Origin of the sequence: Geothermobacter ehrlichii, from assembly GCF_008124615.1 — a bacterium.
Taxonomy (GTDB): Bacteria; Desulfobacterota; Desulfuromonadia; order Desulfuromonadales; family Geothermobacteraceae; genus Geothermobacter; species Geothermobacter ehrlichii.
On the sequence record NZ_VNIB01000014.1, the window covers coordinates 82,226 to 105,073 of the forward strand.

Genomic DNA, 22,848 nt, shown 5'->3' on the forward strand with positions numbered 1-22,848 from the left:
AACCGACCGCCGGCAAGGAGGCCGCCATGGGCAAGCTGATTCTCGCCATCGACCAGGGAACGACCGGCACCACCGCCCTGCTGGTCGACGGCGACCTGCACATTCGCGACCGCGTCAATGTCGAATTCCCCCAGCACTTCCCGCAACCGGGCCGGGTCGAACACGACCCGGAGGAGATCTGGACCTCGGTCCGGGCCGCGGTGACCGGGCTGCTCGAACGCGCCGACTGCCGGGCGACCGACATCGCCGCCATCGGCATCACCAACCAGCGGGAGACGGTACTCATCTGGGAACGGGAAAGCGGCCGTCCCTGCGGCAACGCCATCGTCTGGCAGGACCGCCGCACTGCCGACATCTGTGACGAACTGAAGGCGCGTGGCCTCGAACCCCTCTTCCGCCAACGCACCGGGCTGGTCTTCGACCCCTACTTTTCCGGCACCAAGCTGACCTGGATGCTGCGACAGAGCCCGGAACTCGCCGAACGGGCCGCTGACGGCAGCCTGGCCTGCGGCACCATCGACAGCTTTCTCGTCTGGCGGCTGACCGGCGGGCGGGCGCATGTGACCGACGTCTCCAACGCTTCCCGCACCCTGCTGCTCAACCTGGAAAGCCTCGACTGGGACATGGAGTTGGCCGACCGGCTCGGGATTCCGCTCGCCCTGCTCCCGGAAGTGCGACCGAGTTCACAGGTCTATGGCACCACCTGTGGGCTCGACTTTCTGCCCGACGGCATCCCGGTGGCGGGGATGGCCGGCGACCAGCAGGCAGCCCTGTTCGGCCAGGCCTGCTTCGAGCCGGGGGACGGCAAATGCACCTACGGCACCGGCGCCTTCCTGCTGGTCAACACCGGCGACCGCCCGGTCACCAGCGGCAGCGGCCTGCTTACCACCGTCGCCTGGCAAATCGACGGCCAGACCTGCTACGCCCTGGAAGGGAGCGCCTTCATCGCCGGTGCCGCCGTCCAGTGGCTGCGTGACGGACTGGGGCTGATCGAAAGTTCCGCCGACATCGAAGCTCTGGCAAGACAGGTGCCCGACAGCGGCGGCGTGGTCTTCGTCCCCGCCCTGACCGGTCTCGGCGCCCCCCACTGGCGGCCGGAGGCGCGCGGCGGCATCTTCGGCCTGACCCGCGGCACCACCCGGGCGCACCTGGCCCGGGCTACCCTGGACGGAATCGCGCTGCAGATCTACGAACTGGCGGCGGCCATGGCCGAGGATCTGGGAGAACCGCTGGGCGAATTCAGGGTCGACGGCGGCGCGGCCGCCAACGACCTGCTGATGCAGCTGCAGGCAGACCTGCTACGGACCGATGTCGTACGGCCGGAAACGATCGAAACAACCGCCCTGGGCGCCGCCCTGCTGGCGGGGCTGGCGACGGGCGTCTGGCAGGGGACGGAACAGATCCGGCAGGCATGGCGGGAAGAACGCCGCTTCCGGCCGCAGATGGAGGATGCCGACCGGCAGCGGATGCTCGCCGGCTGGCGACGGGCGGTCGGCCGCGTCTGAGAACCTGTCGGCCCGAGCGTCCTCAGAGGTCGTTGAGCAGGCGGTAGATGGTCTGCTGCAGGTTCCAGAGCCGTCCCGCCCAGTCGGCGGCCTGCTCCTCCAGCTCGACCCGCACCCGGTCGATCTGGTTGTGGGCACGCAGCAGCACCGGCGTCAGCTCCCGCTCCAGGTGCATCTGCGGAATCTCCCCGACCCCCTCACGCAATTCGGCCAGGGTCACCACCGCCCTGGACAGCCGGTTCGCGAACCGGACCAGCCCCTCGTCCTGCTCGCGGGACAGGCGCCGCTGCAGATTTTCGGTTTCGGCGACCAGCTCACGATAGCGTGCGGAAATGCTCATGCCACCACTCCTGCAGAGTTCGAATGAAAAGGGGGCTCATGGTAGTCAAAACCCCGCCGCCTGGCAAGGGGGAAAAGAGTTGACGCCCGAGGGCAAGCGTTGGTAGTGTGAGAGCGCCAGTTGCCCTGGGGGAGTCTTTGACTGAGAATTCCGACCGACGGAATGACCCTTTGAACCTGATCCGGATCATACCGGCGTAGGGAAGCGGCACCGACAACAGTCTGCACAACCTGTTCTCGGCCGCTTTGCGCGGCCGTTTTTCGTTTATGAAAGTATTTGTCAACGAACGCCCCGTCGACACGGAGGCTGCCAGCATCTTCGCCCTGCGCGACCAGCTCAAGCCGGATGCCGACATCGTCATCCGCAACGGCTTCCCGGTCGACAGCGACGCTCCTCTCCGCGAAGGCGACCGGGTGGTGCTGATCCGGCGCGGCGAAATTCCGCCGGCAGAGGAGCTCGAGGCGCTGCTGGTCGCCCGCCACACCCCCGGCGTCCACGAACGGGTGAAGAAGGCCTGCGTCGGCATCGCCGGCGTCGGCGGTCTCGGTTCGGCGGTGGCCGTCGCCCTGGCGCGGCTCGGCGTCGGCCGCCTCATCCTGGCCGATTTCGACATCGTCGAACCGAGCAACCTGAACCGCCAGCAGTACTTCATCGACCAGCTCGGCCTGCCCAAGGTGCAGGCGATGGAGCAGAACCTGCGACGGATCAACCCCTACGTCGCCATCGAGGGGCACCAGGTCAGACTGACGGCAAAGAACGTGCCACAGATTTTCGGCCAGGCGGATGTGCTGGTCGAAGCCTTCGACCGTGCCGACCAGAAGGCGATGCTGCTCGAAAGCTTCCGGCTCGGCTGCCCCGGAAAGCCGGTGGTCGCCGCTTCGGGAATGGCCGGCTTTGGGCCGGCCAACACCGTCGTCACCCGCCGGCGCGGCCGCACCTTCTACCTGGTCGGCGACGGTACCAGCGCCGCCGGGCCGGGAGAGGGACTGATGGCTCCCCGGGTCGGCGTGGCGGCCCACCACCAGGCCAACGCCGTGCTGCGCCTGCTGATTGGACTCGATGCCGAAGGAGAAGATGCATGAACGTCATCGTCAATGGCAAGGGCATGGATGTCGCCGACGGCATGACCGTCACCGGCCTGCTCGGGCTGCTGCAGCTCGACGCCAGCCGGGTCGCCGTTGAACGCAACCAGAACATTGTCGCCCGGGCCGACTTCGACAGCACCGAACTGCTCGAAGACGACCGGCTCGAAATCGTCCAGTTCGTCGGCGGCGGCTGAGCTGCGCCGCGCACGGACCTTTCGCCAACGGAAAACAGGATAGGATTCATGTCTGATCTGCTGACAATTGCCGGACGCAGCTTCCGGTCCCGACTCATGGTCGGCACCGGCAAGTTCAGCTCCAGCTCCGCCATGGTTGCCGCCCTCGAGGCCTCCGGCGCCGAAATCGTCACCGTCGCCCTGCGGCGCGTCGACCTGCACAACCCCCAGGACGACATGCTGGCGCATATCGACCGGCAGAAATATCTGCTGCTGCCCAACACCAGCGGTGCCCGCGACGCCGAAGAGGCGGTGCGCCTGGCGCGCCTGGCGCGCGCCGCCGGCTGCGAGCCCTGGGTCAAGCTGGAAGTCACGCCCGACCCCTACTACCTGCTGCCCGACCCGGTCGAAACCCTGAAGGCGGCGGAGATCCTGGTCCGGGAAGGCTTCACCGTCCTGCCCTACATCAACGCCGATCCAGTCCTCGCCAAGCACCTGCAGGAAGCGGGGACGGCCACGGTCATGCCGCTCGGAGCCCCCATCGGAACCAACCGTGGGGTGCGCACCCGCGACCAGCTCGCCATCATCATCGAGCAGGCCATCGTGCCGGTGGTGGTCGACGCCGGCCTCGGCGCCCCGAGCCACGCCGCCGAGGCGATGGAACTCGGCGCCGACGCCGTGCTGGTCAACACCGCCCTGGCGGTGGCCCGCGACCCGGGCGCCATGGGCGCCGCCTTCAGAAAGGCAGTGGAAGCCGGCCGCGAGGGCTACCTGGCCGGACTTGGCGAAGAACGCAGTCAGGCCGAAGCCAGCAGCCCGCTGACCGGGTTTCTGCGCAACGAGGATTGAACCCACCGGGAGCCGCGAGCCAGAATTCTGGAGGGCAATCTCCCGACTTCTGACTCCTGACTCCTGAACACAACGGTTTCCCCATGAGCTTTCTCGATATCATTCAACGCTTCGATCCGCAGCAGGTCGGGGCCGACATCATGGCCTGCAGCGCCAGCGACGTGGAGCGGGCCCTGGGGGCAGAACGGCTGAGCGACGCCGATTTCATGGCCCTGCTCTCCCCCGCGGCCGAAAACCACCTGGAAGAGCTCGCCCGGAAGGCCAGCCGGATCACCCGGCGCCGCTTCGGCAACACCATCCTGCTCTACGCCCCGCTCTATCTCTCCAACGAATGCAGCAACGGTTGCCGCTACTGCGGCTTCTCCGCCGACAACCGGCTGCCGCGCCGAACCCTGGCCCCGGATGAAATCGAGGCCGAAGCCAGGGTTCTGGCCGACCAGGGATTCCAGCACGTGCTGCTGCTGACCGGCGAGGCGCCGCGCGCCGCCGGCGTCGACTACCTCGAAGCCGCCGTACGCCGGGTACGTCCGTTCTTCTCGTCCATCGGCATCGAGGTCTTTCCCATGAGCAGGCAGGACTACGCCCGCCTGATCGCCGCCGGGGTCGATTCCCTGACCCTCTACCAGGAGACCTACAATCCGGAGCTCTATGCCGAAATGCACCCCTACGGCCGCAAGCGGGACTTCGCCTGGCGCCTGGAGGCGCCGGAGAGAGGCGCCGCCGCCGGCATGCGGCGCATCGGCATCGGCTCGCTGCTGGGGCTGGGGGATTTTCGCACCGACGCCTTTTTTACCGGCCTGCATGGGCGCTATCTCGCCCGGCACTACTGGCGTAGCCTGCTCACCATCTCCTTCCCCCGCCTGCGGCCGGCCGACGGCGGCTTTCAGCCGCGGGTGCCGGTCGGCGACCGGCAGTTCGTCCAGCTCATCTGTGCCATGCGTCTCTGGCTGCACGACGCCGGGCTGGTGCTGTCGACCAGGGAACGGGCCGAACTGCGCGACAACCTGCTGCCGCTGGGCATCACCCAGATGAGCGCCGGCAGCTGCACCGCTCCCGGCGGTTATGCCCAGGGGGAACACGAAGGCCAGCAGTTCGCCATCGACGACGACCGCAGCCCGGCCGAATTCGCCGCAATGCTGCGCCGCCGGGGATTCGATCCGGTCTGGAAGGACTGGGACGCCGCTTTCCAGCCGGCGGCCGGCAAGGGCGCCGCCTGAAGCTGATCTCGCCATGCCCGGCCCCTTTTACCTGATCTCCGATCGCAACTGCCTTGCTGGCAAGGATCTGCCGGCGGCTGTCGAGCAGGCCGTCGCCGGCGGCGTCTCCATGGTGCAGTTGCGGGAGAAGGATCTGGCGGACGATGAACTCCTGCGGCTCGCCCGCGCCCTGCGCGACGCGACCGTCCGGCACGAGGTGCCATTGCTGGTCAACAGCCGGGTCGACATCGCCCTGGCCTGCCGGGCCGACGGCGTCCACCTCGGTGTTCATTCTCCGGGACTGAAACAGGCCCGCAAACGTCTCGGACCGCAGGCGCTGATCGGCTTTTCCGCCCACAGCATCGATGAAATCCGCCTGGCCGAGACAATCGACGCCGACTTCGTCACCTTCGGCCCGATTTTCTTCACCCCCTCCAAGCAGTCATACGGCCCCCCGCTCGGTCTTGACGCCCTGAAAAGAGCCTGCGCCGCCACCGAACTGCCAGTCTACGCCCTGGGCGGCGTCGATGCCGACAGCCTGGCCGACATCCGCCGGACCGGCGCCGCAGGCTTCGCCTGCATCCGCGCCGTTCTCGACCGCGCCGAACCGCGACAGGCCGCCAGCAACCTGCTGCGGACCTGGCAGGCCGCCCTCTCAGCGGATGCGTAGGCCGAGACCGACTCTGGTCAACGAGCGGCCATGGTCGATCAGGCTTTCGCCATAGCCATCCCAGTACTGGACATAGAGACCGATGTTGCTGCCGCCGAGCGGCAGGGTGAGATCGGCCTGAACCGCCCCCTTGCCGGTGACGAAATTTCTGAATCAGTGAGTTTATGCCGGACAGAGAGTGCAAGTGCCTGACCTGAATGGGTTTCAAAAAATCCTAGGCGCACCCGCAGGTTCGCCGGCAATTTTTGGAAAACGCAGGCTGGTCAATGACGTGTGCTATCCGCCGGTGATGAACTCACTGATTCAGGAAAATTGTGGCGCAAATTGTGGCGCAGCATCAGCCGCAGGCTGCCGAGGTCGAAATCGGCGCCCAGGCGCAATTCGCCGTGCCCGTAGTGGTCGATGACGTCCGGGGGGCTTGCGGCATCCGCCAATGATAAATTCACTGATTCAGGTTAAAATGAAAGAAAACCTTCTCGAGGCCACATGGAAATCGTCCTGGTCCTGCTCATTCTCGCCGGCGCCATCCTGCTCTATGCCACCGAATGGCTGCGCATGGATCTGGTCAGCCTGCTGGTCCTGCTCGCCGTCGGCCTAACCGGACTGGTCACCCCGAACGAGGCCTTTTCCGGCTTTTCCAATCCCGCCGTCATCACCGTCGCCGCCATGTTCGTCCTCTCGGCGGGCCTGAACCAGACCGGGGCCCTGGCGCCCCTCGGCGAGCGGCTGCTGAAGGTGGCCGGCCGCTCGGAAATGCACATGATTGCCGCCATCATGCTGGTCAGCGCCTTCTTCTCCGCCTTCATCAACAACATCGGCGCCACCGCCATGCTCATGCCGCTGGTTACCGCCACCGCCCAGAAAGGAAAGATCAGCCCCTCGAAGCTGCTGATTCCACTGGCCTTCGGCTCCCTGCTCGGCGGCGTCTGCACCCTGATCGGCACCCCGCCCAACATCCTGGTCAACGAGCTGATGCGCGAACACACCGGCACCGGGTTCGGCATGTTCGCCTTCACCCCGCTGGGACTGCTGCTGCTGGCCGGCGGCATCCTCTTCATGCTGCTGGCCGGTCGCCATCTTCTGCCCGACCGCAAGGCCGGCTCGCTCACCGAAGCCTACCAGGTCAAGAACTACATCAGCGAAGTGGCCATCCTCCCCGCCTCGCCCCTGGTGGGCATGACCATCGCTGCCAGCGGCATCGAACGGGATTTCAACCTGCGCGTCCGCGCCTTGCTGCGCGGGAGGCAGAAATTCCCCTTCCCGCACCGCAACCGCAAATTGAAGGCGGGGGACGTCCTCTTTCTCGAGGGCGATTCGAGCGGCATCCTGCGGGTGCGGGAGAAGAAGGGCATCCAGCTGGTGCAGGAAGCCGAACATCCGGTCAGCGACGTCGGCAAGCGGGACGAGGTGGTGGTCGTGGAAGCGGCCCTGACCCCGACCTCGGAAATGGTCGGCAAGACCCTGCGCGACGTGCGCTTTGCCGATACCCACGGGCTGACAGTGCTGGCCATCTGGCGCAAGGGTGCCCCGGTGCTGCGCAAGGTCGACCATGTCGCCCTGCGCTTCGGCGACGTACTACTGTTGCAGGGAACGCGGGAACGGGCCATCCATCTTGGCCGCGACCACGGGTTTTTGCTGCTCGGCGATGTCGACCGGATGCCCTTCCGCCCGCGTCGCGGGCCGACTGCAATCCTGATCCTGCTCGGGGTGGTCATCAGCGTCTCCGTCGGGCTGATGCCGATCATGCTGGCGGCCACCCTCGGGGCACTGCTGATGGTCCTGTTGCGTTGCCTGAGCGTCAAGGATGCCTACGAGGCGATCGACTGGTCGATCATCGTCCTCATCGCCGGCACGCTGCCGCTGGGCATCGCCATGGAACGCAGCGGCACCGCCCGCATGCTGGCCGAACAGCTCCTCGGTCTGCTCGGTCCGCTGGGCCCCTGGGCGGTTCTCTCCGGCCTCTTTCTGATCACCTTCCTGCTGACGGCGATGATGAGCAACGCCGCCACCGCCGTGCTCATCGCTCCCATCGCCTTCGAGACGGCGACCAAACTGGCCGTCAGCCCCCATCCCTTCTACATGGCCGTCGCAGTCGCCGCCTCGGCCAGCTTTCTCACCCCGATCAGCCACCAGTCAAACGCCCTGGTCATGGGGCCGGGCGGCTACCGATTCGTCGACTACCTGAAAGTGGGGACGCCGCTCAACCTGCTGATCTGGCTGCTCGCCTCGCTGGGCATTCCCGTCTTCTTCCCCTTCTCCTGAACCGGCTTCCCGGCGCGAGATTTTGACAAAGCAGCCTACATCGGTTAATGAAAATAGCAAAAAATCGCCGACAGGTGACAAATCGCATCTTTGGGGAGGATCACACCTTGCCGCGCCTTCTCTTCGCCAGCCTGCTGCTTCTGCTGCTTCTGCTGCTTCTGGCCGCCTGTCGCCAGAACGACCCGGTACGCATCGGCTATCTCGCCGAACTGAACGGCCGCTATGCCGACGTCGGCATGGCCGGCCGCAACGGAGCCCTGCTGGCGGTCGAAGATGCCAACCGCAAAGGAGGCATTCATGGACACCCGGTCGAGCTGCTGGTACGGGACGACCGGCAAAATCCGGATGTCGTCCGCAAAATGGTCGCCGAACTGCAGGCGGCCGGCGTTGCCGCCATCGTCGGCCCCATGATCAGTCAGATGGGCATTGCCGTCAAACCAGAGCTCGACCGCCGGCGGCTGCTCGCCCTGAGTCCGACCGTCAGTACCAGCCGGCTCGACAACCAGGACGACTGGTTTTTCCGCCTCTATCCATCCACGCGACAATTCGGCGCCGACTATGCCGCCTGGATACGCCGGTCGCACGGACTGGACAGCATGATCGCCGTCATCGACGAAGCCAACGCCGCCTACACCCAGACCTTCTACCAGGCCTTCTCCCGCAATTTCAGCCGCCTCGGCGGCCGCATGCTGCCGCCGGTAACCTACTATTCGGGCAAACACATCCCCTTCTATCGCCTGGCGCGCGAAATCGCCGCCAGCGCCGCAGCCGGCCTGCTGATCCTGGCCAGCGCCATGGACACCGCCATGCTGTGCCAGCAGCTCAAGGGTCTCGGCTTCAGCCGTCCGACCTTCGCCAGCGAGTGGTCGGGAACCGAGGACATCCTCAGGTTCGGCAGTTCGGCGATCGAAGGACTCATCTTCTACAACACCTTCGACCGCGACAACGGATCCCATCTCTATCGTCGCTTCGTCGAGCGCTACCGACAGCGGTTCGGCCAGAATCCGGGATTCGCTTCGGTCCACGCCTACGACGCCGCCAGTATTCTCATCGAGACCCTGCGCCGCAACGGCGACCCGGCCCGGCTGAAAAGGACCCTCCTCGCCATCGGCAGTTTCCGCGGCCTGCAGGGCCTGCTCACCTTCACGCCGACCGGCGACATCCAGCGGCGCCGTTTTCAGGTTGAGATCCGCGACGGACGATTCCGCACCATCGACGAGGATAGCCGGCCGGCCTCCCCTCCCGGTCAGAAGACCTCTTCCTCGTAATCGGGAACCTGTCGGTACCAGTCGGGATGACGGCGGGCCGCCTGCAGGGCGGTTTCGGCCTGGGCGATCACCCGCTCCCGGTCCCGGGGATAGCGTCCTTCGAGAAGCAGGCTGTTGGAGACGTGATTCGAACGCAGGATGGTGCCCTGCGGGTCGAGCCGGCGCACCAGGAGCAGGGCCTCTTCCAGCACCTCGCCGTTGCTCAACTGCTCGATGCGGCGAAAGTGTTCGCCGTTGTTGCGCCGGAACATGGTCAGCAGGGAAAAATAGTCGGGGCTGAGCCGGTTGACCCAGTCGGCCGTCGCCTCGGCGTGTTCGCGGCTGCGGGCGCGGCCGGCCAGACCGAGGATGGCGGTCACCGACAGTTTCATCTCCGCCTGCTGCGCTTTCCGGCAGAGGGCGAGCATCTCGTCGCCGGTGAAGCCCTTGTCGATCAGCGCCAGGGTGGCGTCGTCGCCCGACTCGAGTCCGAAGTAGAGAATCCGCAGCTTGCGCTGCCGCAGGGCTTCCAGCTCGTCCCGGCTCTTGCCGGCCAGGGCGTTGGGCGAGGCGTAGCAGCCGATGCGGGTCAGGGCCGGGAAGGCGGCATCAAGCAGCTCGAGAATCTGCAACAGACCCGGCTGCGGATAGATCAGGGCATCGCCGTCGGCGAGAAAAATCCGCTGGATCCGTGCCCGGTGGGTGGCAGGCACCAGTTCGATCTCCCGCCGGATCTCGTCGACAGGCCGCACCCGGAAACGCTTCATCTTATACATGCCGCAAAACGTGCACCGGTTGCGGCTGCAGCCGTAGGTGATCTGAAAGATCAGCGACCGCGCCTCGGACGGCGGCCGAAAAAGGGGCTGGTCGTAATCGAAATACCAGAACATGCGTCAATCCTCCCGTCCACCTGCCTGCAGCAGGGCGAGGTAACGACGGGCGGCATCGGCATCGCCACGCGAGCGGGCGGTGTCGATGGCGCCGAGAAAATAGTGATAGGCACTGGTACGGCAGCGCGGACGCAGCAGCATGGCCCGCCCGGCGCCGAGATAGGCCCGGCTCAGGCCGGGGTCGGCGGGCCGCTCGGCGATGAAGCGGCGAAAGACCGTCAGCGCCTCGTCGGCCCGGCGCCGCTCGAGCAGAAAATCGCCGATGGCCAGAACGTCGGCCGGCGCCACCTGCAGCCGCTCGCTGCGGCTGTCGAGCTGCAGATAGGCCAGAGCCGCCCGCGGCAGATCGCCGGCGGCCAGCAGTTCGTTCACCAACTCCGCCACGCTGCGAACCGGCGGCGTCTCGTCCGGCTGTTCCCGCCAAAGCCGGTTCAGATGCCGTCGCATGCGCCAGCTCAACCCCATGCGGTCGCTCCACAGAGCCAGGCCCGCGCCGGCCAGAAAACCGCCGATATGGGCGCCGTAGGCGACGCCTCCCCCGCTGCCGCCGGTCAACAGGAAAGGAAGCAGGTTGTCGACCACCAGGTAGAAGCCGAGCACCAGCCGCGCCGGCACCTCGATCACCTGCAGCAGAAAGAAGAAAAAGAAGAACATCTTCACCTTATTGCGGGGGAACCAGACGAAGTAGAAACCGAGCACGCCGGAGATGGCGCCGGAGGCTCCGACCAGGGGCACCTGCGAACCGGGGACGAAAAGGGCAAAAAAGAGGGTGGCGGCGATGCCGGTGGCCAGGTAGGCGAGCAGAAACCGAATCCGGCCGAGCCGGTGCTCGACATTGTCGCCGAAGATCCAGAGAAAGAGCATGTTCCCCAGCAGGTGCATCCAACCGCCGTGCAGGAACATGGCCGAAAAGAGGCTGACCAGCGACGGCTGCGCCGGCCGGAAGCCGTACTTGAAGACAAACAGGTCGTAGGCCGACACGCTGGCCAGAATGGAGCGGATCGACACCTGCCCGTAGACCCCGAGACTGCGCAGGTAGTCGAGCAGCACCGGGTCGGCCAGGTCGGGCCGACGGACGGAGAGCGGCAGGGTGACCAGCAGAAAGACCGCCACGTTGACAGCGATCAGCAGCCAGGTCATCCAGGGCGTCGAGCGGGGATTCGGATTGTCGCCTATGGGCAGCAGCATCTTTCCGGGTCCTGTTTTCGCCTGAATCCGGATTCAGGTTCGGGTAGAATGGATGGTTAAACGATCAGAAGTCATCCGCGCCACTATAGCACAAAACGTCGCCGTGCTTGCCATCGCGGGTTCCGGCGTCCATACTCTGACATTCCGCATGACAACAACCCAAGGGAGGAGAAGAATGTACCAGGTGCACATGATCGACGGCGGCGCCTTCAGTGTCGGCAAGATCGTCTGTCTCGGCCGCAACTACGTCGAACACATCCGCGAACTGGGCAACGAAATTCCAGAGCGGCCGGTGATCTTCACCAAGCCGGCAACCAGCATCATCGGCGAAGGCGGCCGGATCCGGATTCCGTCCTGGTCGCGGGACTGCCATCACGAAGTCGAACTGGCGGTGCTGATCGGCACCGGCGGCAGGGAGATCTCCCGCGACCGGGCGATGGACCATGTCGCCGGCTACGGCGTCGCCATTGACCTGACATTGCGGGACATCCAGTCGGAACTGAAAGCGAAGGGCCTGCCCTGGGATATCGCCAAGGGATTCGACACGGCCTGCCCCCTGTCAGCCTTCGTCCCCGCCGAGCAGGTGGCGGATCCGCACGATTTGGGGATCAGGCTCCGGGTCAACGATGACCTGCGCCAGGATGGCCACACCGGGCAGATGATGCGCCGAATCCCGCAGATTATCGAAGAGATTTCGGCCATCTTCACCCTCGAACCGGGCGACCTGGTTCTCACCGGCACGCCGTCGGGAGTCGGTCCCCTGCGCAGCGGCGACCGGGTGGTCGCCGAAATCGACCAGGTCGGCCACCTGGAGGTCAGCGTGGCATGAGGCAGCGGTTCGCGCTCATAGGCCCCGGGCGCGTCGGCCAGACCGTCGCCCGGCTGCTGGTCGAAGCCGGCTACCGGCCGGCGGCCATCGTCAGCCGCGACCCGGAACGGGCGCGGCAGGCGGCCCGTTTCGCCGGCCGGCTGAAGGCCGCCGCCACCGATCTGAAAAAAGTCACCGATGCCAAACTGATCCTGGTCACGGTTCCCGATGACCACCTGCGCCAGGTCGCCGAAAAACTGCACCGGCTGCCGCTGAAACCGGGCACCCTGCTGGTTCACTTCAGCGGCTACCATCCGGCGGCGATCCTTCTGCCGGACGACCCCGGCGAGCTGCGGGCCCTGGCCATCCATCCGCTGCAAACCTTCGCCGACGCGGTCATGGGGGTGCAGAACCTGCCCGGCAGCCCCTGCTCGGTGGAAGGAAGCGAAGACGCCCTGCCGCAGGGAGAAAAGCTGGTCCGGGATCTCGGCGGCCGGCCCTTCCGGCTGCGAAGCGAGCAGAAGACCCTCTATCACGCCGCCGCCTGCGTGCTCTCCAACTATCTGGTCGCCAATACGCACGCCGCCTGCGACATGCTCGCCGCCTGCGGCTTTTCGCGGGACGAAGCCTTCGACCTGCTCAAGCCCCTGCTCACCGGCACCCTGCGCAGCCTGACCACCCTCGGCCCCGATCTCGCCCTGACCGGTCCCATCGCCCGCGGTGACGTCAGGACGGTGACGGCGCATCTCGACGCCATGCGCCCGCTACCGGACGAGCTGCAGCAGATCTACCGCGTCCTCGGCCGCAAGGCGGTGCAGATCGCCCGACAGCGCGGCAGCATCAGCAAAAAAACGGCGACGCAGCTGCTGAAGCTGCTGGATGACAAGTGACGGGTGACGGCAAGGGGGTGTTTTCCTTCGCCGCCCGGCGCCCGACGCCGGGAACAAGGGCTAGCTGCCGCTTCGCCTGGCCTCGTCCTCGCGCCGCAGCCGGTTGGTCTCCAGGTGCGCCAGGCGGGTCGGCTCCGGCATCCGGTAGCGGCCGCAGCAGGCCAGCGTCCAGTCGACGGCGGTCGGAATGTCGATCCGGTGCCCCGGCGAAACATAGAGCGGCCGCACCCCGTCGCGACTGCGGACGATGGCGCCGATCTCCTCGCCGCCTTGGCGCAGCGGGCTCCGGTCGCCCTTGGCGAAACCCGGTTCAGGGCCCTCCCCGGTCAGGCGGCTCTTGGCACAGCCGACGGTCGGCAGATCGAGCCACAGGCCGAGGTGACAGGCCAGGCCGCAGCGACGGGGATGGGCGATGCCCTGGCCGTCGACCAGCACCAGGTCGGGACGGTGACGCAGCCGGCGAAAGGCGTTAAGCAGCACTGGCAGCTCGCGAAAGGAGAGCAGTCCGGGAATGTAGGGAAAATCGACCCGCGCCTGCCAGGAGGCGACTTCGACCGGACGCAATTCGGGAAAATCGAGCACCACCACGGCGGCGTAAAAGATGTCGCCCCGCTTGCGGTAGGAGACATCGACCCCGGCCACCCGCCGCACCCGTTCGGGCAGGCGGTTGGTCAGCTCGACCTGGCGCGCCAGTCGCCGCTGCAGGGCGACCGCGGCGGCGTAGTCGAGATTCCAGGAATGCAGGTCGGGAAAATTCATAAATCGAGCTACAAGCTGTAAGCTGTAAACAAAAAAACTTATAGTTTACAGCCTTGGGCTACGCTAGCTCACCACATTCTGCGGCTTGCCGTCGATGAAAGCCCGCAGGTTGGCGACCAGGTAATCGAGCAGCCGCTGACGGGCGGCTTTGGTCGCCCAGGCGACATGCGGCGTGATGAAACAGTTGGGTGCCGTCAGCAGGGGGTTGTCGCCCGGCGGCGGTTCGACGCTCAGCACGTCCAGCCCGGCGCCGGCCAGCTGCTTCTCCTTCAGCGCCCGCGCCAGGGCCGTTTCGTCGACCAGGGCGCCACGGGCGGTGTTGATCAGAAAGGCGCTCGGCTTGAGCAGCGCCAGCCGCCGCGCATCGAGCAGCCGTTCCGTTTCGGCGCTCAACGGACAGTGCAGGGAGACGACGTCGCTGCTTTGCAGCAGCTCCTCCAGGCCGACGAAGCGGACATCCCGGTTCTCCGGCCGATCGCGGTAGCGCTCCGGCGTCCGGGTGTGAACCTGCACCTCCATGCCGAAGGCCCGGGCGATACGGGCCACCCGCCGGCCGATCTGGCCAAAGCCGACCAGCCCCATGGTCATCCCCTCCAGCTCGATCAGCGGCCGGTCCCAGAAGCAGAAGTCAGGGGCCTCGGTCCAATGCCCCCAGCGCACCAGATGATGATGGTGGCCGACGTTCTGCGTCAGCTCCAGCAACAGGGCGAAGACCATCTGCGCCACCGAAGCGGTGGAATAGGCCGGGATGTTGGTGACAATGACGCCGCGTTCGCGGGCAGCTTCCACATCGACGATATTGTAGCCGGTCGCCGTGACGCCGATGTAGCGCAGATGCGGCAGGGCCTGCAGCCGCTCGCGGTCGAAGGGGACCTTGTTGGTCAGCACCGCCTCGGCGTCGCCGATGCGCTCGAGGACCTTCTCCTGCGGTGTGCGATCGTAAATCGCGACCTCGCCGAGGGCTTCCAGGGAGGACCAGTCGAGATCGCCGGGATTGGCGGCATGGGCGTCAAGATAGACAATTTTCATGGCGTGAATTCCTTTCGCGGCAAGCTTCGCACACAAAGATCATTCTAGGAAATGCCGGCAGGCGAAGCAATCGAAAGACCTGAAAGAGCCCCGGCGATCAGGCGCCGGGGCTCTTCGGGTCGGACAATTGGAATTGAAAAACGGTTCTTGCCCTGCTCAGTCCTGCTGGTCCATCAGAGCCGCCTGCGCCGCCGCCAGCCGGGCAATCGGCACCCGGAAGGGCGAGCAGGAGACATAGTCGAGACCTATCCGGTGGCAGAAAATCACGCTCGACGGCTCGCCGCCATGTTCGCCGCAGATGCCGAGCTTGATGCCGGGCCGGGTGGCGCGGCCCTTTTCGCAGCCCATTTTGACCAGCTGGCCGACACCTTCCTGGTCGAGAGCAACGAAGGGATCGTTGGGATAGATCTCCTTTTCGACGTAGAAGGGCAGAAACTTGCCCGCATCATCGCGGGACAGCCCGTAGGTGGTCTGGGTCAGGTCGTTGGTGCCGAAGGAGAAGAAGTCCGCATGTTCGGCAATGACATCGGCGGTCAGGGCGGCGCGCGGCAGCTCGATCATGGTGCCGATCAGGTACTCGACCTCGACACCGTACTCGGCAATCACCTCGTCGGCCACCCGGATGGCGCTCTGCCGCAGAATGGCCAGCTCCTTGGCCTCGCCGACCAGCGGAATCATGATTTCGGGAACAATCTCGAAACCTTCGTTCTTGATCAGTTCGCAGGCCGCCTCCATGATGGCGCGCACCTGCATGTCGTAGATTTCGGGATAGGTGATGGCCAGCCGGCAGCCGCGGTGACCGAGCATGGGATTGAACTCGTGCAGCGAATCGACCTTGGTCCGGAGCACGTCCGGACGGACCTTCATCTCCTCGGCCAGCTGCTCGATCTCCCTGTCGGCCTGGGGCAGAAACTCGTGCAGCGGCGGATCGAGCAGACGGATGGTCACCGGCAGCCCCTTCATCTCGCGGAAGATGCCGATGAAATCGCCTTTCTGCATCGGCAGAATCTTCTCCAGGGCGCGCTTGCGACCCTCGAGATCGGCGGCGAGGATCATCTCGCGCACCGCCATGATCCGCTCACCCTCGAAGAACATGTGCTCGGTGCGGCACAGGCCGATCCCCTCGGCGCCGAAAGCGCGGGCGACCTTCGAGTCGTGCGGCGTGTCGGCGTTGGTGCGCACCCGCAGCCGGCGGAAGCGGTCGACCCACTCCATCAGCTTGCTGAAATCGCCGGTCAGTTCCGGCTCGACCGTCGGCACCCGGCCCTTCATCACTTCACCGGTGGAGCCGTCAAGAGTGATCAGGTCCCCCTTGCGGATGGTCACGCCGTCACGGGTAACGAAGCATTCCTGCCGGTAGTCGACCTTGATGTCGCCGCAGCCGGAGACGCAGCACTTGCCCATGCCGCGGGCGACGACCGCCGCGTGCGAAGTCATGCCGCCGCGGGCGGTAAGAATCCCCTGGGCGGCGTGCATGCCGTGAATGTCCTCCGGCGAGGTCTCGATCCGTACCAGGATCACCTTGTGCCCCTTCTTGCCCAGTTCCTCGGCCTCATCGGCGGTAAAGACCACCTCGCCGCAGGCGGCGCCGGGCGACGCCGGCAGGCCCTTGGCGATCACCTCGCGCGGCGCTTTGGGATCGAGGGTCGGATGGAGCAGCTGGTCGAGCTGGGCAGGCTCGATGCGCATCACCGCCTCTTTTTCGCTGATCAGTCCCTCCTCCACCATGTCGACGGCGATCTTGACTGCCGCCCTGGCGGTGCGCTTGCCATTGCGGGTCTGCAGCATGTAGAGCTTGCCCTTTTCGATGGTGAACTCGATATCCTGCATGTCGCGGTAGTGCTTTTCGAGGATATTCTTGATCTCCACCAGCTGGGCGTAGCACTCGGGCATCACCTCTTCCATCGACGGCAGGTCGGAGTCGGCGCCGGAACTGTTGATCGGCTGCGGCGTACGGATGCCGGCAACCACGTCCTCGCCCTGGGCGTTGACCAGAAACTCGCCGTAGAAGACCTTCTCGCCGGTGGACGGATCGCGGGTGAAGGCGACGCCGGTGGCGCAGTCGTCGCCCATGTTGCCGAAGACCATCGCCTGCACATTGACCGCGGTGCCCCACTCGGCCGGAATGTTGTGCAGCCGGCGGTAGGTGATGGCGCGCGGGTTCATCCACGAGCCGAAGACGGCGCCGATGGCCCCCCACAACTGCTGCTGGGGGTCGAGCGGAAAATCATGCCCCAGCTCCTCCCTGACCCGGAGCTTGAACTGGTCGACCAGCTCCTTCAGGTCATCTGCGGTCAGCTCGGTGTCCTGGGTGACGCCGCGCCGCTCCTTCATCTGCTCGAGCAGATGCTCGAGGATGTCAGCGTCCAGGCCGAGAACGACGTTGCTGTACATCTGGATGAAGCGCCGGTAGGAATCCCAGGCGAAACGCTCGTCGCCGCTGCGGGCGATGACGCCCTGCACCGTCTCGTCGTTGAGGCCGAGATTGAGCACCGTGTCCATCATCCCCGGCATCGAGGCGCGGGCGCCGGAGCGGACCGACACCAGCAGCGGGTTGTCGGCGTCGCCGAACTTCTTGCCCATCAGCTCCTCGACCCGCGCCAGGTTACGGGCGACCTCATCCCGCAGGCCGTCGGGATAGTTGCGGTCGTTCCTGTAGAACTCGGTGCACACCTCGGTGGTGATGGTGAAGCCGGGCGGCACCGGCAGGCCGATGCTGGTCATCTCCGCCAGGTTGGCCCCCTTGCCTCCCAGCAGTTCGCGCATCTGCCCGTTTCCTTCGGCCTCCCCTTTGCCGAAGAAATAGACGTACTTTCTGCTCATGACAAATTCCTCCTCCAGTGGTTGGTAATGGACAAATCCCCGAAAACCATGGCGGCCGGCAGCCGGGAAATCCCCACCAGCTGCCAGCGCCCACCTTTCGTCCGTCTCTCCCCGGCGCCCTGGCGGCGCCCATGAAAAATGCAAACGCCCGAATCAGGCGATTCGGGCGAAGTCGGCAATTCCCTTGAACAGGTCGGCTACGGCATTGAGAATGGCCAGGCGGTTGGCGCGTATACGCTCGTCCTCCGCCATCACCATGACCCCGTCGAAGAAGGCGTCGACGGCCGGCCGCAAGCCGGCGATGGCCTGCAGGGCCTCGCCGTAGGCGCCCCTCGCCACCTGCCCGGCCACCTGCCCGGCAGTCGCCGACAGCGCCTGCCAGAGCTGACGCTCGCAGTCGGCCTCGAACAGCCCGGGGTCGACCGGCGGCACCTCGCCGGCCTTGCGCAGAATGTTGCCGACCCGCTTGAAGGCGGTGGCCAGCGGCTCGAAATCGGCCTCTCCCTTCAGCGCGGCCAGGGCGCGGGCACGGGCCAGGGCATCGACCGGATCGTCGAAGCCGGCCGCCAGCACGGCGTCGACCACGTCGCCCGGGATGTCGTCGAACATGTTCTTGAAACGCCCCTGGAAAAAGGCGAGCACGTCGGCGCGCACCTCGTCGGCCGGCCGGGTCAGCTTGTCGGCCAGCAGCCCGAGGCTCTGGTCGACCAGGCCGGGCAGCGAAAGCCGGTAGCCGCGGTCGAAAATGATGTTCAGAATGCCGATGGCGCCGCGGCGCAGGGCATAAGGGTCGGCACTGCCGGTCGGAATCAGGCCAACCCCGAAACAGCCGCAGATGGTGTCGATCTTGTCGGCGATCGAAACAAAGGCACCGATATTGTCGGACGGCAGCTCGCCGCCCGCCTCCACCGGCAGGTAGTGCTCGTAGATGGCGACAGCGATCCGTTCCTTTTCGCCCTCGAGCCGTGCGTACTCGCGGCCCATCACTCCCTGCAGCTCGGGAAACTCGTAGACCATCCCCGTCTCCAGGTCGCACTTGGCCAGCAGCGCCGCCCGCTCGGTGTCGGCCACCGCCTCCGGCTCGAACTTTTCGGCCAGGGAGCGGGCGATGGCGGCAAAACGCATCACCTTCTCATAGCTGGTGCCCAGCTTCTGCTGGTAAACCACCTTCTTCAGCGCCTCAAGCCGGCTCTCCAGCTTCACCTTGCGGTCTTCCTGCCAGAAGAACATGGCGTCGGAAAGCCGGGCGCGCAGCACCCGCTCGTTGCCGCGGGCGACCACGCCCAGATCCTCGGCGCGGGTGTTGGAGATGGTGATGAAATGGGGCATCAGCCGCCCCTCGCGGTCGGAGATGGTGAAGTAGCGCTGGTGCTCGCGCATGCTGGTGATCAGCAGTTCGCGCGGCAGCTGCAGGTACTCCTTCTCGAACGAGCCGGTCACCGGCGTCGGGTCCTCAACCAGATGGGCGATCTCGTCGAGCAGTTCCTCGTCGATGTTGACCTCGCCGCCGAGCGAGGCCGCCGCCTCGGCCACCTGCTCGGCGATCAGCGCCCGGCGTTTCTCCTGGTCGGCGGTGACGAAGCGTTTTTCCAGCTCGGCCAGCCACTGATCGCAGGAGGTGACGGTGAACGGTTCGGGCGCCATGAAGCGATGGCCGCGCGACTGGTCGCCGCTTTCCAGGTTGCCGAAGGAGAACGGCACCACCTTGCCGTCGTACAGGGCAACGATCCAGTGCACCGGACGGGCGAAACGGACGTCGAGGTCGTTCCAGCGCATCGACTTGCGAAACGGGATGGACGTCACCACCCGCCCCAGGATTTCCGGCAGCAGCCCGGCCGTCGGCCGGCCTTCGATCACCTTGCAGACAGCGACGTAGGTGCCCTTTTCGGTCTCCACCCGCTGCAGATCGCCGACATCGACGCCGTTGCTGCGGGCAAAACCGAGGGCCGCCCTGGTCGGGTTGCCGTCGGCGTCGAAAGCCACCTGAACCGAAGGTCCGGTCAGGCTCAGCTCCTGTCGCGGCGTTTCCTCCGCCAGGTCGGCGACAGCGACGGCGATGCGACGGGGAGTGGCAAAGGTACGGATGGCGCCGAAGGCCAGGCCGGCGGCTTCGAACTCCTTGCGCAACAGCCGTTCGATGTCGCGACGGGCCGGAGTGAGAAAGCCGGCGGGAATCTCTTCGGTGCCTATTTCAAGAAAAAGCTCTGCGGACATCTATAAACTCCAGGAGTCAGGAGCCAGGCATCAGGAGTCAGGCGCCGGGACCCCCGTGAGGGCCGGCAGCCGAATCCTGCCTTCTGGCTACTTTTTCAGCAGGGGGAAGCCCATCTTTTCGCGCTGTTTGACATAGCCCTCGGCGCAGACCCGGGCCAGGTTGCGCACCCGGCCGATATAATGCGCCCGTTCGGTGACCGAAATGGCGCCGCGCGCGTCGAGCAGGTTGAAGGTGTGCGACGACTTGAGCACAAAATCGTAGGCCGGAAAGACCAGCTCCTTTTCCGCCAGCCGCAGACATTCCTTCTCGTACATGTCGAACAGCTTGAAGAGCATGTCCGTGTCGGCCGCCTCGAAATTGTAGTGCGAGAACTCCACCTCGGTCTGATGGTGGACGTCGCCGTACTTCAGGCCGCCGCCCCAGTCGAGATCGTAAACGTTGTCGACCCCCTGGATGTACATGGCGATGCGCTCGATGCCGTAGGTCAGCTCGCCCGACACCGGCTTCAGGTCGATGCCGCCAACCTGCTGAAAGTAGGTGAACTGGGTGATCTCCATACCGTCGAGCCAGACTTCCCAGCCCAGCCCCCAGGCGCCCAGGGTCGGCGATTCCCAGTCGTCCTCGACAAAGCGGATATCGTGCTTGGCCGGATCGATGCCGAAGCTCCTGAGCGAATCGAGGTAGAGCTCCTGAATGTTGAAGGGCGAGGGTTTCAGGATGACCTGAAACTGGTAGTAGTGCTGCAGACGGTTGGGGTTCTCGCCGTAGCGGCCGTCGGTGGGCCGACGGGAAGGCTCGACATAGGCGACATTCCAGGGCTCGGGGCCGAGCGAACGCAAAAAGGTGGCCGGATGGAAGGTGCCGGCCCCCTTTTCCATGTCGTAGGGTTGCAGGATGATGCAGCCCTGGTCGGCCCAGTAACGCTGCAGGGCGAGAATCAGATCTTGAAAGGTCACGTTGCCTCCAGACTGCAAAACCGGCGACCGCCGGTCGGCGAAAAGCGCCGCACGGCGCCGGCAGGGTTATCCGCCGCCGGCGGAAAGCGGTAGAAGTATACAGTATACAAACCAAAAAACCGGCGGCAATTCTACCGCCGCGCTCCGGCAGGTGTCAAGGATTGCGCGTCGTTTCGCCGCCGGCCGAGACCGGCGGCAGCGGTCCGAGATGGTCGAGGAAGACGCGGCTCTTCAGGGGATGCGGCAGCATCTGCTCCAGTGCCTCGGTGACCAGCGGCGCCCCCTCGCCCAGGGTCCTGGTGCCGAGCCGGATGCCGTCGAAGCGGTCGACGGCCGTCTCCCGGCAGCGGGCCAGGCTGCCCAGAGTGGTCAGCGCTACCGGCCGGGCGCCGGGAACCGCGCAGGCCGAACAGAGACTGCCGTCGTGCCGGGCGCTGAAACGGGCGTCGTCCGGCAGGGATCCGCCGCAGACGGCGCAGTGCAGCAGATGCGGTTCGTGGCCGGAGAGCCGCAGCAGACGCAACTCCAACAGCAGCCGGTACTCGGCGCGGGCACCGTTTCGCTCGAGCTGCGCCAGCAGGGTGTCCAGCAGGCGGAAGACCTCGGGATGACAGCCACCCTCGCCGAACAACATCTCGACCAGTTCGCAGGCGTAGCCGGCCAGAGCCATGGCCTTCAGGTCGTTCCGCAAACCGGCCCGCAGCGAGACCAGCTCCGCCTCGCGCAGGGAGACCAGCGCCGAACCGGGGCGCGGCCGCCAGACCAGCCGCACCAGCGAAAAAGGCTCGAAAGCGGCGCCGAAGCGCCTTCGGCTTTTGCGGGCGCCACGGGCGAACCCCTTGACCAGGCCGTCATCGGGGGTAAAGAAGCTGACGATGCGGTCGGCCTCTCCGTAATCGGTGTGGCGCAGGATGATGGCGTCCGTCGTTCGCGGCTGCTGCATGGTTGAAATCGGTTACTGCCGGACAATGCCGTTCCATGGCTCTGAGCTGGCAAGCCGCCACGACGTCATTCGATGACGGCCGCCAGACCAATGGTCCCTGTGGCGACATTGCCATTTGAATTCACCGCCCGTGGGAAAACAAGCAAAATTTTCGCCCATATGGCAAAGGATTGGAACTGAGGGGGAAATTGAATACACGCTATACACGCTATCGGAGAAAAACAGCCCACAGCCGAAGTATTGATGCTGTCAAAACAAAGAGTGTCCTGGTAATATATCCAACCTGATCCGGAAATATCCGCCTGCTGCAGTCATTTCATCCGCAAAATCGCAAAGGAGCCTTCCCATGTTCAAGGCAACAGGACTCGGAAAAGTCGTAATTGCAACGGTCGCGATCGCCTCGGTGAGCCTTTTTTCGGCTGCTTTTTGCCTGGCATCCGACACGGGACATGGTATGCATCCCAAAGAGCAAGCGGCCGGCGTTCACCTTTCCCCCGACGTAAAAGCCATCCTGAACGAGGAAATGCGGGGCATTGAAGGGGGCATGATAAAAATCATCACGGCCATTTCGACGGGTGACTGGAAAACCATCGCCACAACCGGAGAGCAAATCAGGGACAGCTTCATCCTGAAGCAGAAACTCACCAGCAAACAGATGAACGAGCTGCACCGGGCCCTGCCGGCCGACTTCGTTGCCATGGACAGAAGCTTCCACGCCGCCGCCGGAAAACTGGCCCGTGCCGCTCACCGGCACGATGGTGAACTCGTCAGTTTCTATTTCTACAAACTCCACAGTCAATGTATCAGCTGCCATTCCCGATACGCCACAGAGCGTTTTCCCGATCTGAAACAGGAACCGAAGAGTGACCACCACTAAGCAGAAAAACTCTCGCCTTTCATCTTTTAGTTCCAACAGAAAAGAGGTTGGCCTTCCCCCGGCTTAGTGGACACCGGGTTAGGCTGCAAGTTTAAAATAGGCCGCTTCGTATTCAGCCGGGCTTTTGTAGCCCAGCGTTGAGT

The 22,848-nt window shown here is 65.3% G+C and carries 21 protein-coding genes and 1 riboswitch; of the genes, 11 read left to right on the top strand and 10 right to left on the bottom strand.

The window, feature by feature from the left end; genetic code table 11:
* The first annotated feature begins 26 nt into the window (after window positions 1-26).
* On the top strand, window positions 27-1,505 hold the full coding sequence (glpK, locus tag EDC39_RS13115; RefSeq protein WP_148896848.1) for a glycerol kinase GlpK: 1,479 nt from the start codon (window positions 27-29) through the stop codon (window positions 1,503-1,505).
* A 22-nt stretch (window positions 1,506-1,527) separates the two neighbouring features.
* Here the strand turns inward: glpK and EDC39_RS13120 are convergent, their stop codons facing one another.
* Window positions 1,528-1,845, bottom strand: coding sequence for a hypothetical protein (locus EDC39_RS13120; RefSeq protein ID WP_148896849.1), 318 nt, complete (start codon window positions 1,843-1,845; stop codon window positions 1,528-1,530).
* Between the two features lie 117 nt (window positions 1,846-1,962).
* Window positions 1,963-2,065: riboswitch (TPP riboswitch) on the top strand.
* Window positions 2,066-2,111: 46 nt separating this feature from the next.
* Here EDC39_RS13120 and thiF point away from each other — a divergent pair.
* The 5 genes from thiF to thiE all read left to right on the top strand — a co-directional run bounded on the left by thiF (window position 2,112) and on the right by thiE (window position 5,818).
* Window positions 2,112-2,927 (top strand): sulfur carrier protein ThiS adenylyltransferase ThiF, encoded by an 816-nt coding sequence (thiF, locus tag EDC39_RS13125; protein ID WP_148896850.1) that lies wholly within the window; start codon window positions 2,112-2,114, stop codon window positions 2,925-2,927.
* Window positions 2,924-3,124, top strand: a complete 201-nt coding sequence (gene thiS, locus EDC39_RS13130) for a sulfur carrier protein ThiS (protein WP_148896851.1) — start codon at window positions 2,924-2,926, stop codon at window positions 3,122-3,124. Before thiF ends, thiS begins: the two co-directional genes overlap by 4 nt.
* Before the next feature lie 48 nt (window positions 3,125-3,172).
* Window positions 3,173-3,952 carry a thiazole synthase gene (locus tag EDC39_RS13135; protein WP_148896852.1) on the top strand — a complete coding sequence of 260 codons (780 nt, stop codon included), beginning with the start codon at window positions 3,173-3,175 and terminating at the stop codon, window positions 3,950-3,952.
* An 83-nt stretch (window positions 3,953-4,035) separates the two neighbouring features.
* Window positions 4,036-5,169, top strand: coding sequence for a 2-iminoacetate synthase ThiH (thiH, locus tag EDC39_RS13140; protein ID WP_148896853.1), 1,134 nt, complete (start codon window positions 4,036-4,038; stop codon window positions 5,167-5,169).
* Window positions 5,170-5,182: 13 nt separating this feature from the next.
* On the top strand, window positions 5,183-5,818 hold the full coding sequence (gene thiE, locus EDC39_RS13145) for a thiamine phosphate synthase (RefSeq protein WP_148896854.1): 636 nt from the start codon (window positions 5,183-5,185) through the stop codon (window positions 5,816-5,818).
* Here thiE and EDC39_RS15980 read toward each other — a convergent pair.
* Window positions 5,804-5,923: a phospholipase A gene (locus EDC39_RS15980; protein WP_148896870.1), complete on the bottom strand. Its 120-nt coding sequence runs from the start codon at window positions 5,921-5,923 to the stop codon at window positions 5,804-5,806. The two genes, thiE and EDC39_RS15980, sit on opposite strands and share 15 nt — an antisense overlap.
* A 381-nt stretch (window positions 5,924-6,304) precedes the next feature.
* Here EDC39_RS15980 and EDC39_RS13160 point away from each other — a divergent pair, with 381 nt between their 5' ends.
* Together EDC39_RS13160 and EDC39_RS13165 are read left to right on the top strand one after the other, a co-directional pair.
* Window positions 6,305-8,080, top strand: coding sequence for an SLC13 family permease (locus EDC39_RS13160; RefSeq protein ID WP_148896856.1), 1,776 nt, complete (start codon window positions 6,305-6,307; stop codon window positions 8,078-8,080).
* Window positions 8,081-8,187: 107 nt separating this feature from the next.
* Entirely contained in the window at window positions 8,188-9,348 is a 1,161-nt protein-coding gene (locus EDC39_RS13165; RefSeq protein ID WP_187426802.1) for an ABC transporter substrate-binding protein, read from the top strand.
* Here EDC39_RS13165 and EDC39_RS13170 read toward each other — a convergent pair.
* Both EDC39_RS13170 and EDC39_RS13175 read right to left on the bottom strand, forming a co-directional pair.
* Complete coding sequence (locus EDC39_RS13170; RefSeq protein WP_148896858.1) at window positions 9,327-10,217, bottom strand: radical SAM protein; 891 nt, start codon at window positions 10,215-10,217, stop codon at window positions 9,327-9,329. The genes EDC39_RS13165 and EDC39_RS13170 overlap by 22 nt on opposite strands.
* Before the next feature lie 3 nt (window positions 10,218-10,220).
* Window positions 10,221-11,405 carry a rhomboid family intramembrane serine protease gene (locus tag EDC39_RS13175; protein ID WP_148896859.1) on the bottom strand — a complete coding sequence of 395 codons (1,185 nt, stop codon included), beginning with the start codon at window positions 11,403-11,405 and terminating at the stop codon, window positions 10,221-10,223.
* A gap of 175 nt (window positions 11,406-11,580) precedes the next feature.
* Here EDC39_RS13175 and EDC39_RS13180 point away from each other — a divergent pair, with 175 nt between their 5' ends.
* Entirely contained in the window at window positions 11,581-12,234 is a 654-nt protein-coding gene (locus tag EDC39_RS13180; protein ID WP_148896860.1) for a fumarylacetoacetate hydrolase family protein, read from the top strand.
* Window positions 12,231-13,103, top strand: a complete 873-nt coding sequence (locus EDC39_RS13185) for a Rossmann-like and DUF2520 domain-containing protein (RefSeq protein ID WP_148896861.1) — start codon at window positions 12,231-12,233, stop codon at window positions 13,101-13,103. Before EDC39_RS13180 ends, EDC39_RS13185 begins: the two co-directional genes overlap by 4 nt.
* A 60-nt stretch (window positions 13,104-13,163) precedes the next feature.
* Here EDC39_RS13185 and nfi read toward each other — a convergent pair whose 3' ends face one another.
* From nfi to recO, 6 genes are all read right to left on the bottom strand, one after another.
* Window positions 13,164-13,862: a deoxyribonuclease V gene (nfi, locus tag EDC39_RS13190; protein WP_148896862.1), complete on the bottom strand. Its 699-nt coding sequence runs from the start codon at window positions 13,860-13,862 to the stop codon at window positions 13,164-13,166.
* Between the two features lie 63 nt (window positions 13,863-13,925).
* Window positions 13,926-14,891, bottom strand: a complete 966-nt coding sequence (locus EDC39_RS13195; protein ID WP_148896863.1) for a D-2-hydroxyacid dehydrogenase — start codon at window positions 14,889-14,891, stop codon at window positions 13,926-13,928.
* Window positions 14,892-15,047: 156 nt separating this feature from the next.
* Entirely contained in the window at window positions 15,048-17,714 is a 2,667-nt protein-coding gene (gene ppdK / locus EDC39_RS13200) for a pyruvate, phosphate dikinase (RefSeq protein WP_148896864.1), read from the bottom strand.
* 153 nt (window positions 17,715-17,867) lie between these two features.
* Window positions 17,868-19,928: a glycine--tRNA ligase subunit beta gene (gene glyS / locus EDC39_RS13205; RefSeq protein WP_148896865.1), complete on the bottom strand. Its 2,061-nt coding sequence runs from the start codon at window positions 19,926-19,928 to the stop codon at window positions 17,868-17,870.
* A gap of 87 nt (window positions 19,929-20,015) precedes the next feature.
* Window positions 20,016-20,885, bottom strand: coding sequence for a glycine--tRNA ligase subunit alpha (glyQ, locus tag EDC39_RS13210; RefSeq protein WP_148896866.1), 870 nt, complete (start codon window positions 20,883-20,885; stop codon window positions 20,016-20,018).
* Window positions 20,886-21,039: 154 nt separating this feature from the next.
* Window positions 21,040-21,828 carry a DNA repair protein RecO gene (recO, locus tag EDC39_RS13215; protein WP_148896867.1) on the bottom strand — a complete coding sequence of 263 codons (789 nt, stop codon included), beginning with the start codon at window positions 21,826-21,828 and terminating at the stop codon, window positions 21,040-21,042.
* A 346-nt stretch (window positions 21,829-22,174) separates the two neighbouring features.
* Between recO and EDC39_RS13220 the strand changes: the two genes are divergently transcribed.
* Entirely contained in the window at window positions 22,175-22,705 is a 531-nt protein-coding gene (locus EDC39_RS13220) for a cytochrome c (protein WP_148896868.1), read from the top strand.
* Window positions 22,706-22,848: the final 143 nt, after the last annotated feature.

What these genes read in the sequence shown, in the direction of transcription:
- EDC39_RS13180 (WP_148896860.1), top strand. Translation starts at nt 11,581, where the DNA reads ATGTACCAGGTGCACATGATCGACGGCGGCGCCTTCAGTGTCGGCAAG.
- EDC39_RS13185 (WP_148896861.1), top strand. Translation starts at nt 12,231, where the DNA reads ATGAGGCAGCGGTTCGCGCTCATAGGCCCCGGGCGCGTCGGCCAGACC.
- thiF (WP_148896850.1), top strand. Translation starts at nt 2,112, where the DNA reads ATGAAAGTATTTGTCAACGAACGCCCCGTCGACACGGAGGCTGCCAGC.
- nfi (WP_148896862.1), bottom strand. Translation starts at nt 13,862, where the DNA reads ATGAATTTTCCCGACCTGCATTCCTGGAATCTCGACTACGCCGCCGCG.
- thiH (WP_148896853.1), top strand. Translation starts at nt 4,036, where the DNA reads ATGAGCTTTCTCGATATCATTCAACGCTTCGATCCGCAGCAGGTCGGG.
- thiE (WP_148896854.1), top strand. Translation starts at nt 5,183, where the DNA reads ATGCCCGGCCCCTTTTACCTGATCTCCGATCGCAACTGCCTTGCTGGC.
- EDC39_RS13160 (WP_148896856.1), top strand. Translation starts at nt 6,305, where the DNA reads ATGGAAATCGTCCTGGTCCTGCTCATTCTCGCCGGCGCCATCCTGCTC.
- recO (WP_148896867.1), bottom strand. Translation starts at nt 21,828, where the DNA reads ATGCAGCAGCCGCGAACGACGGACGCCATCATCCTGCGCCACACCGAT.
- glpK (WP_148896848.1), top strand. Translation starts at nt 27, where the DNA reads ATGGGCAAGCTGATTCTCGCCATCGACCAGGGAACGACCGGCACCACC.
- EDC39_RS13135 (WP_148896852.1), top strand. Translation starts at nt 3,173, where the DNA reads ATGTCTGATCTGCTGACAATTGCCGGACGCAGCTTCCGGTCCCGACTC.
- EDC39_RS13120 (WP_148896849.1), bottom strand. Translation starts at nt 1,845, where the DNA reads ATGAGCATTTCCGCACGCTATCGTGAGCTGGTCGCCGAAACCGAAAAT.
- EDC39_RS13220 (WP_148896868.1), top strand. Translation starts at nt 22,175, where the DNA reads ATGTTCAAGGCAACAGGACTCGGAAAAGTCGTAATTGCAACGGTCGCG.
- thiS (WP_148896851.1), top strand. Translation starts at nt 2,924, where the DNA reads ATGAACGTCATCGTCAATGGCAAGGGCATGGATGTCGCCGACGGCATG.
- ppdK (WP_148896864.1), bottom strand. Translation starts at nt 17,714, where the DNA reads ATGAGCAGAAAGTACGTCTATTTCTTCGGCAAAGGGGAGGCCGAAGGA.
- EDC39_RS13170 (WP_148896858.1), bottom strand. Translation starts at nt 10,217, where the DNA reads ATGTTCTGGTATTTCGATTACGACCAGCCCCTTTTTCGGCCGCCGTCC.
- glyS (WP_148896865.1), bottom strand. Translation starts at nt 19,928, where the DNA reads ATGTCCGCAGAGCTTTTTCTTGAAATAGGCACCGAAGAGATTCCCGCC.
- EDC39_RS13175 (WP_148896859.1), bottom strand. Translation starts at nt 11,405, where the DNA reads ATGCTGCTGCCCATAGGCGACAATCCGAATCCCCGCTCGACGCCCTGG.
- EDC39_RS13195 (WP_148896863.1), bottom strand. Translation starts at nt 14,891, where the DNA reads ATGAAAATTGTCTATCTTGACGCCCATGCCGCCAATCCCGGCGATCTC.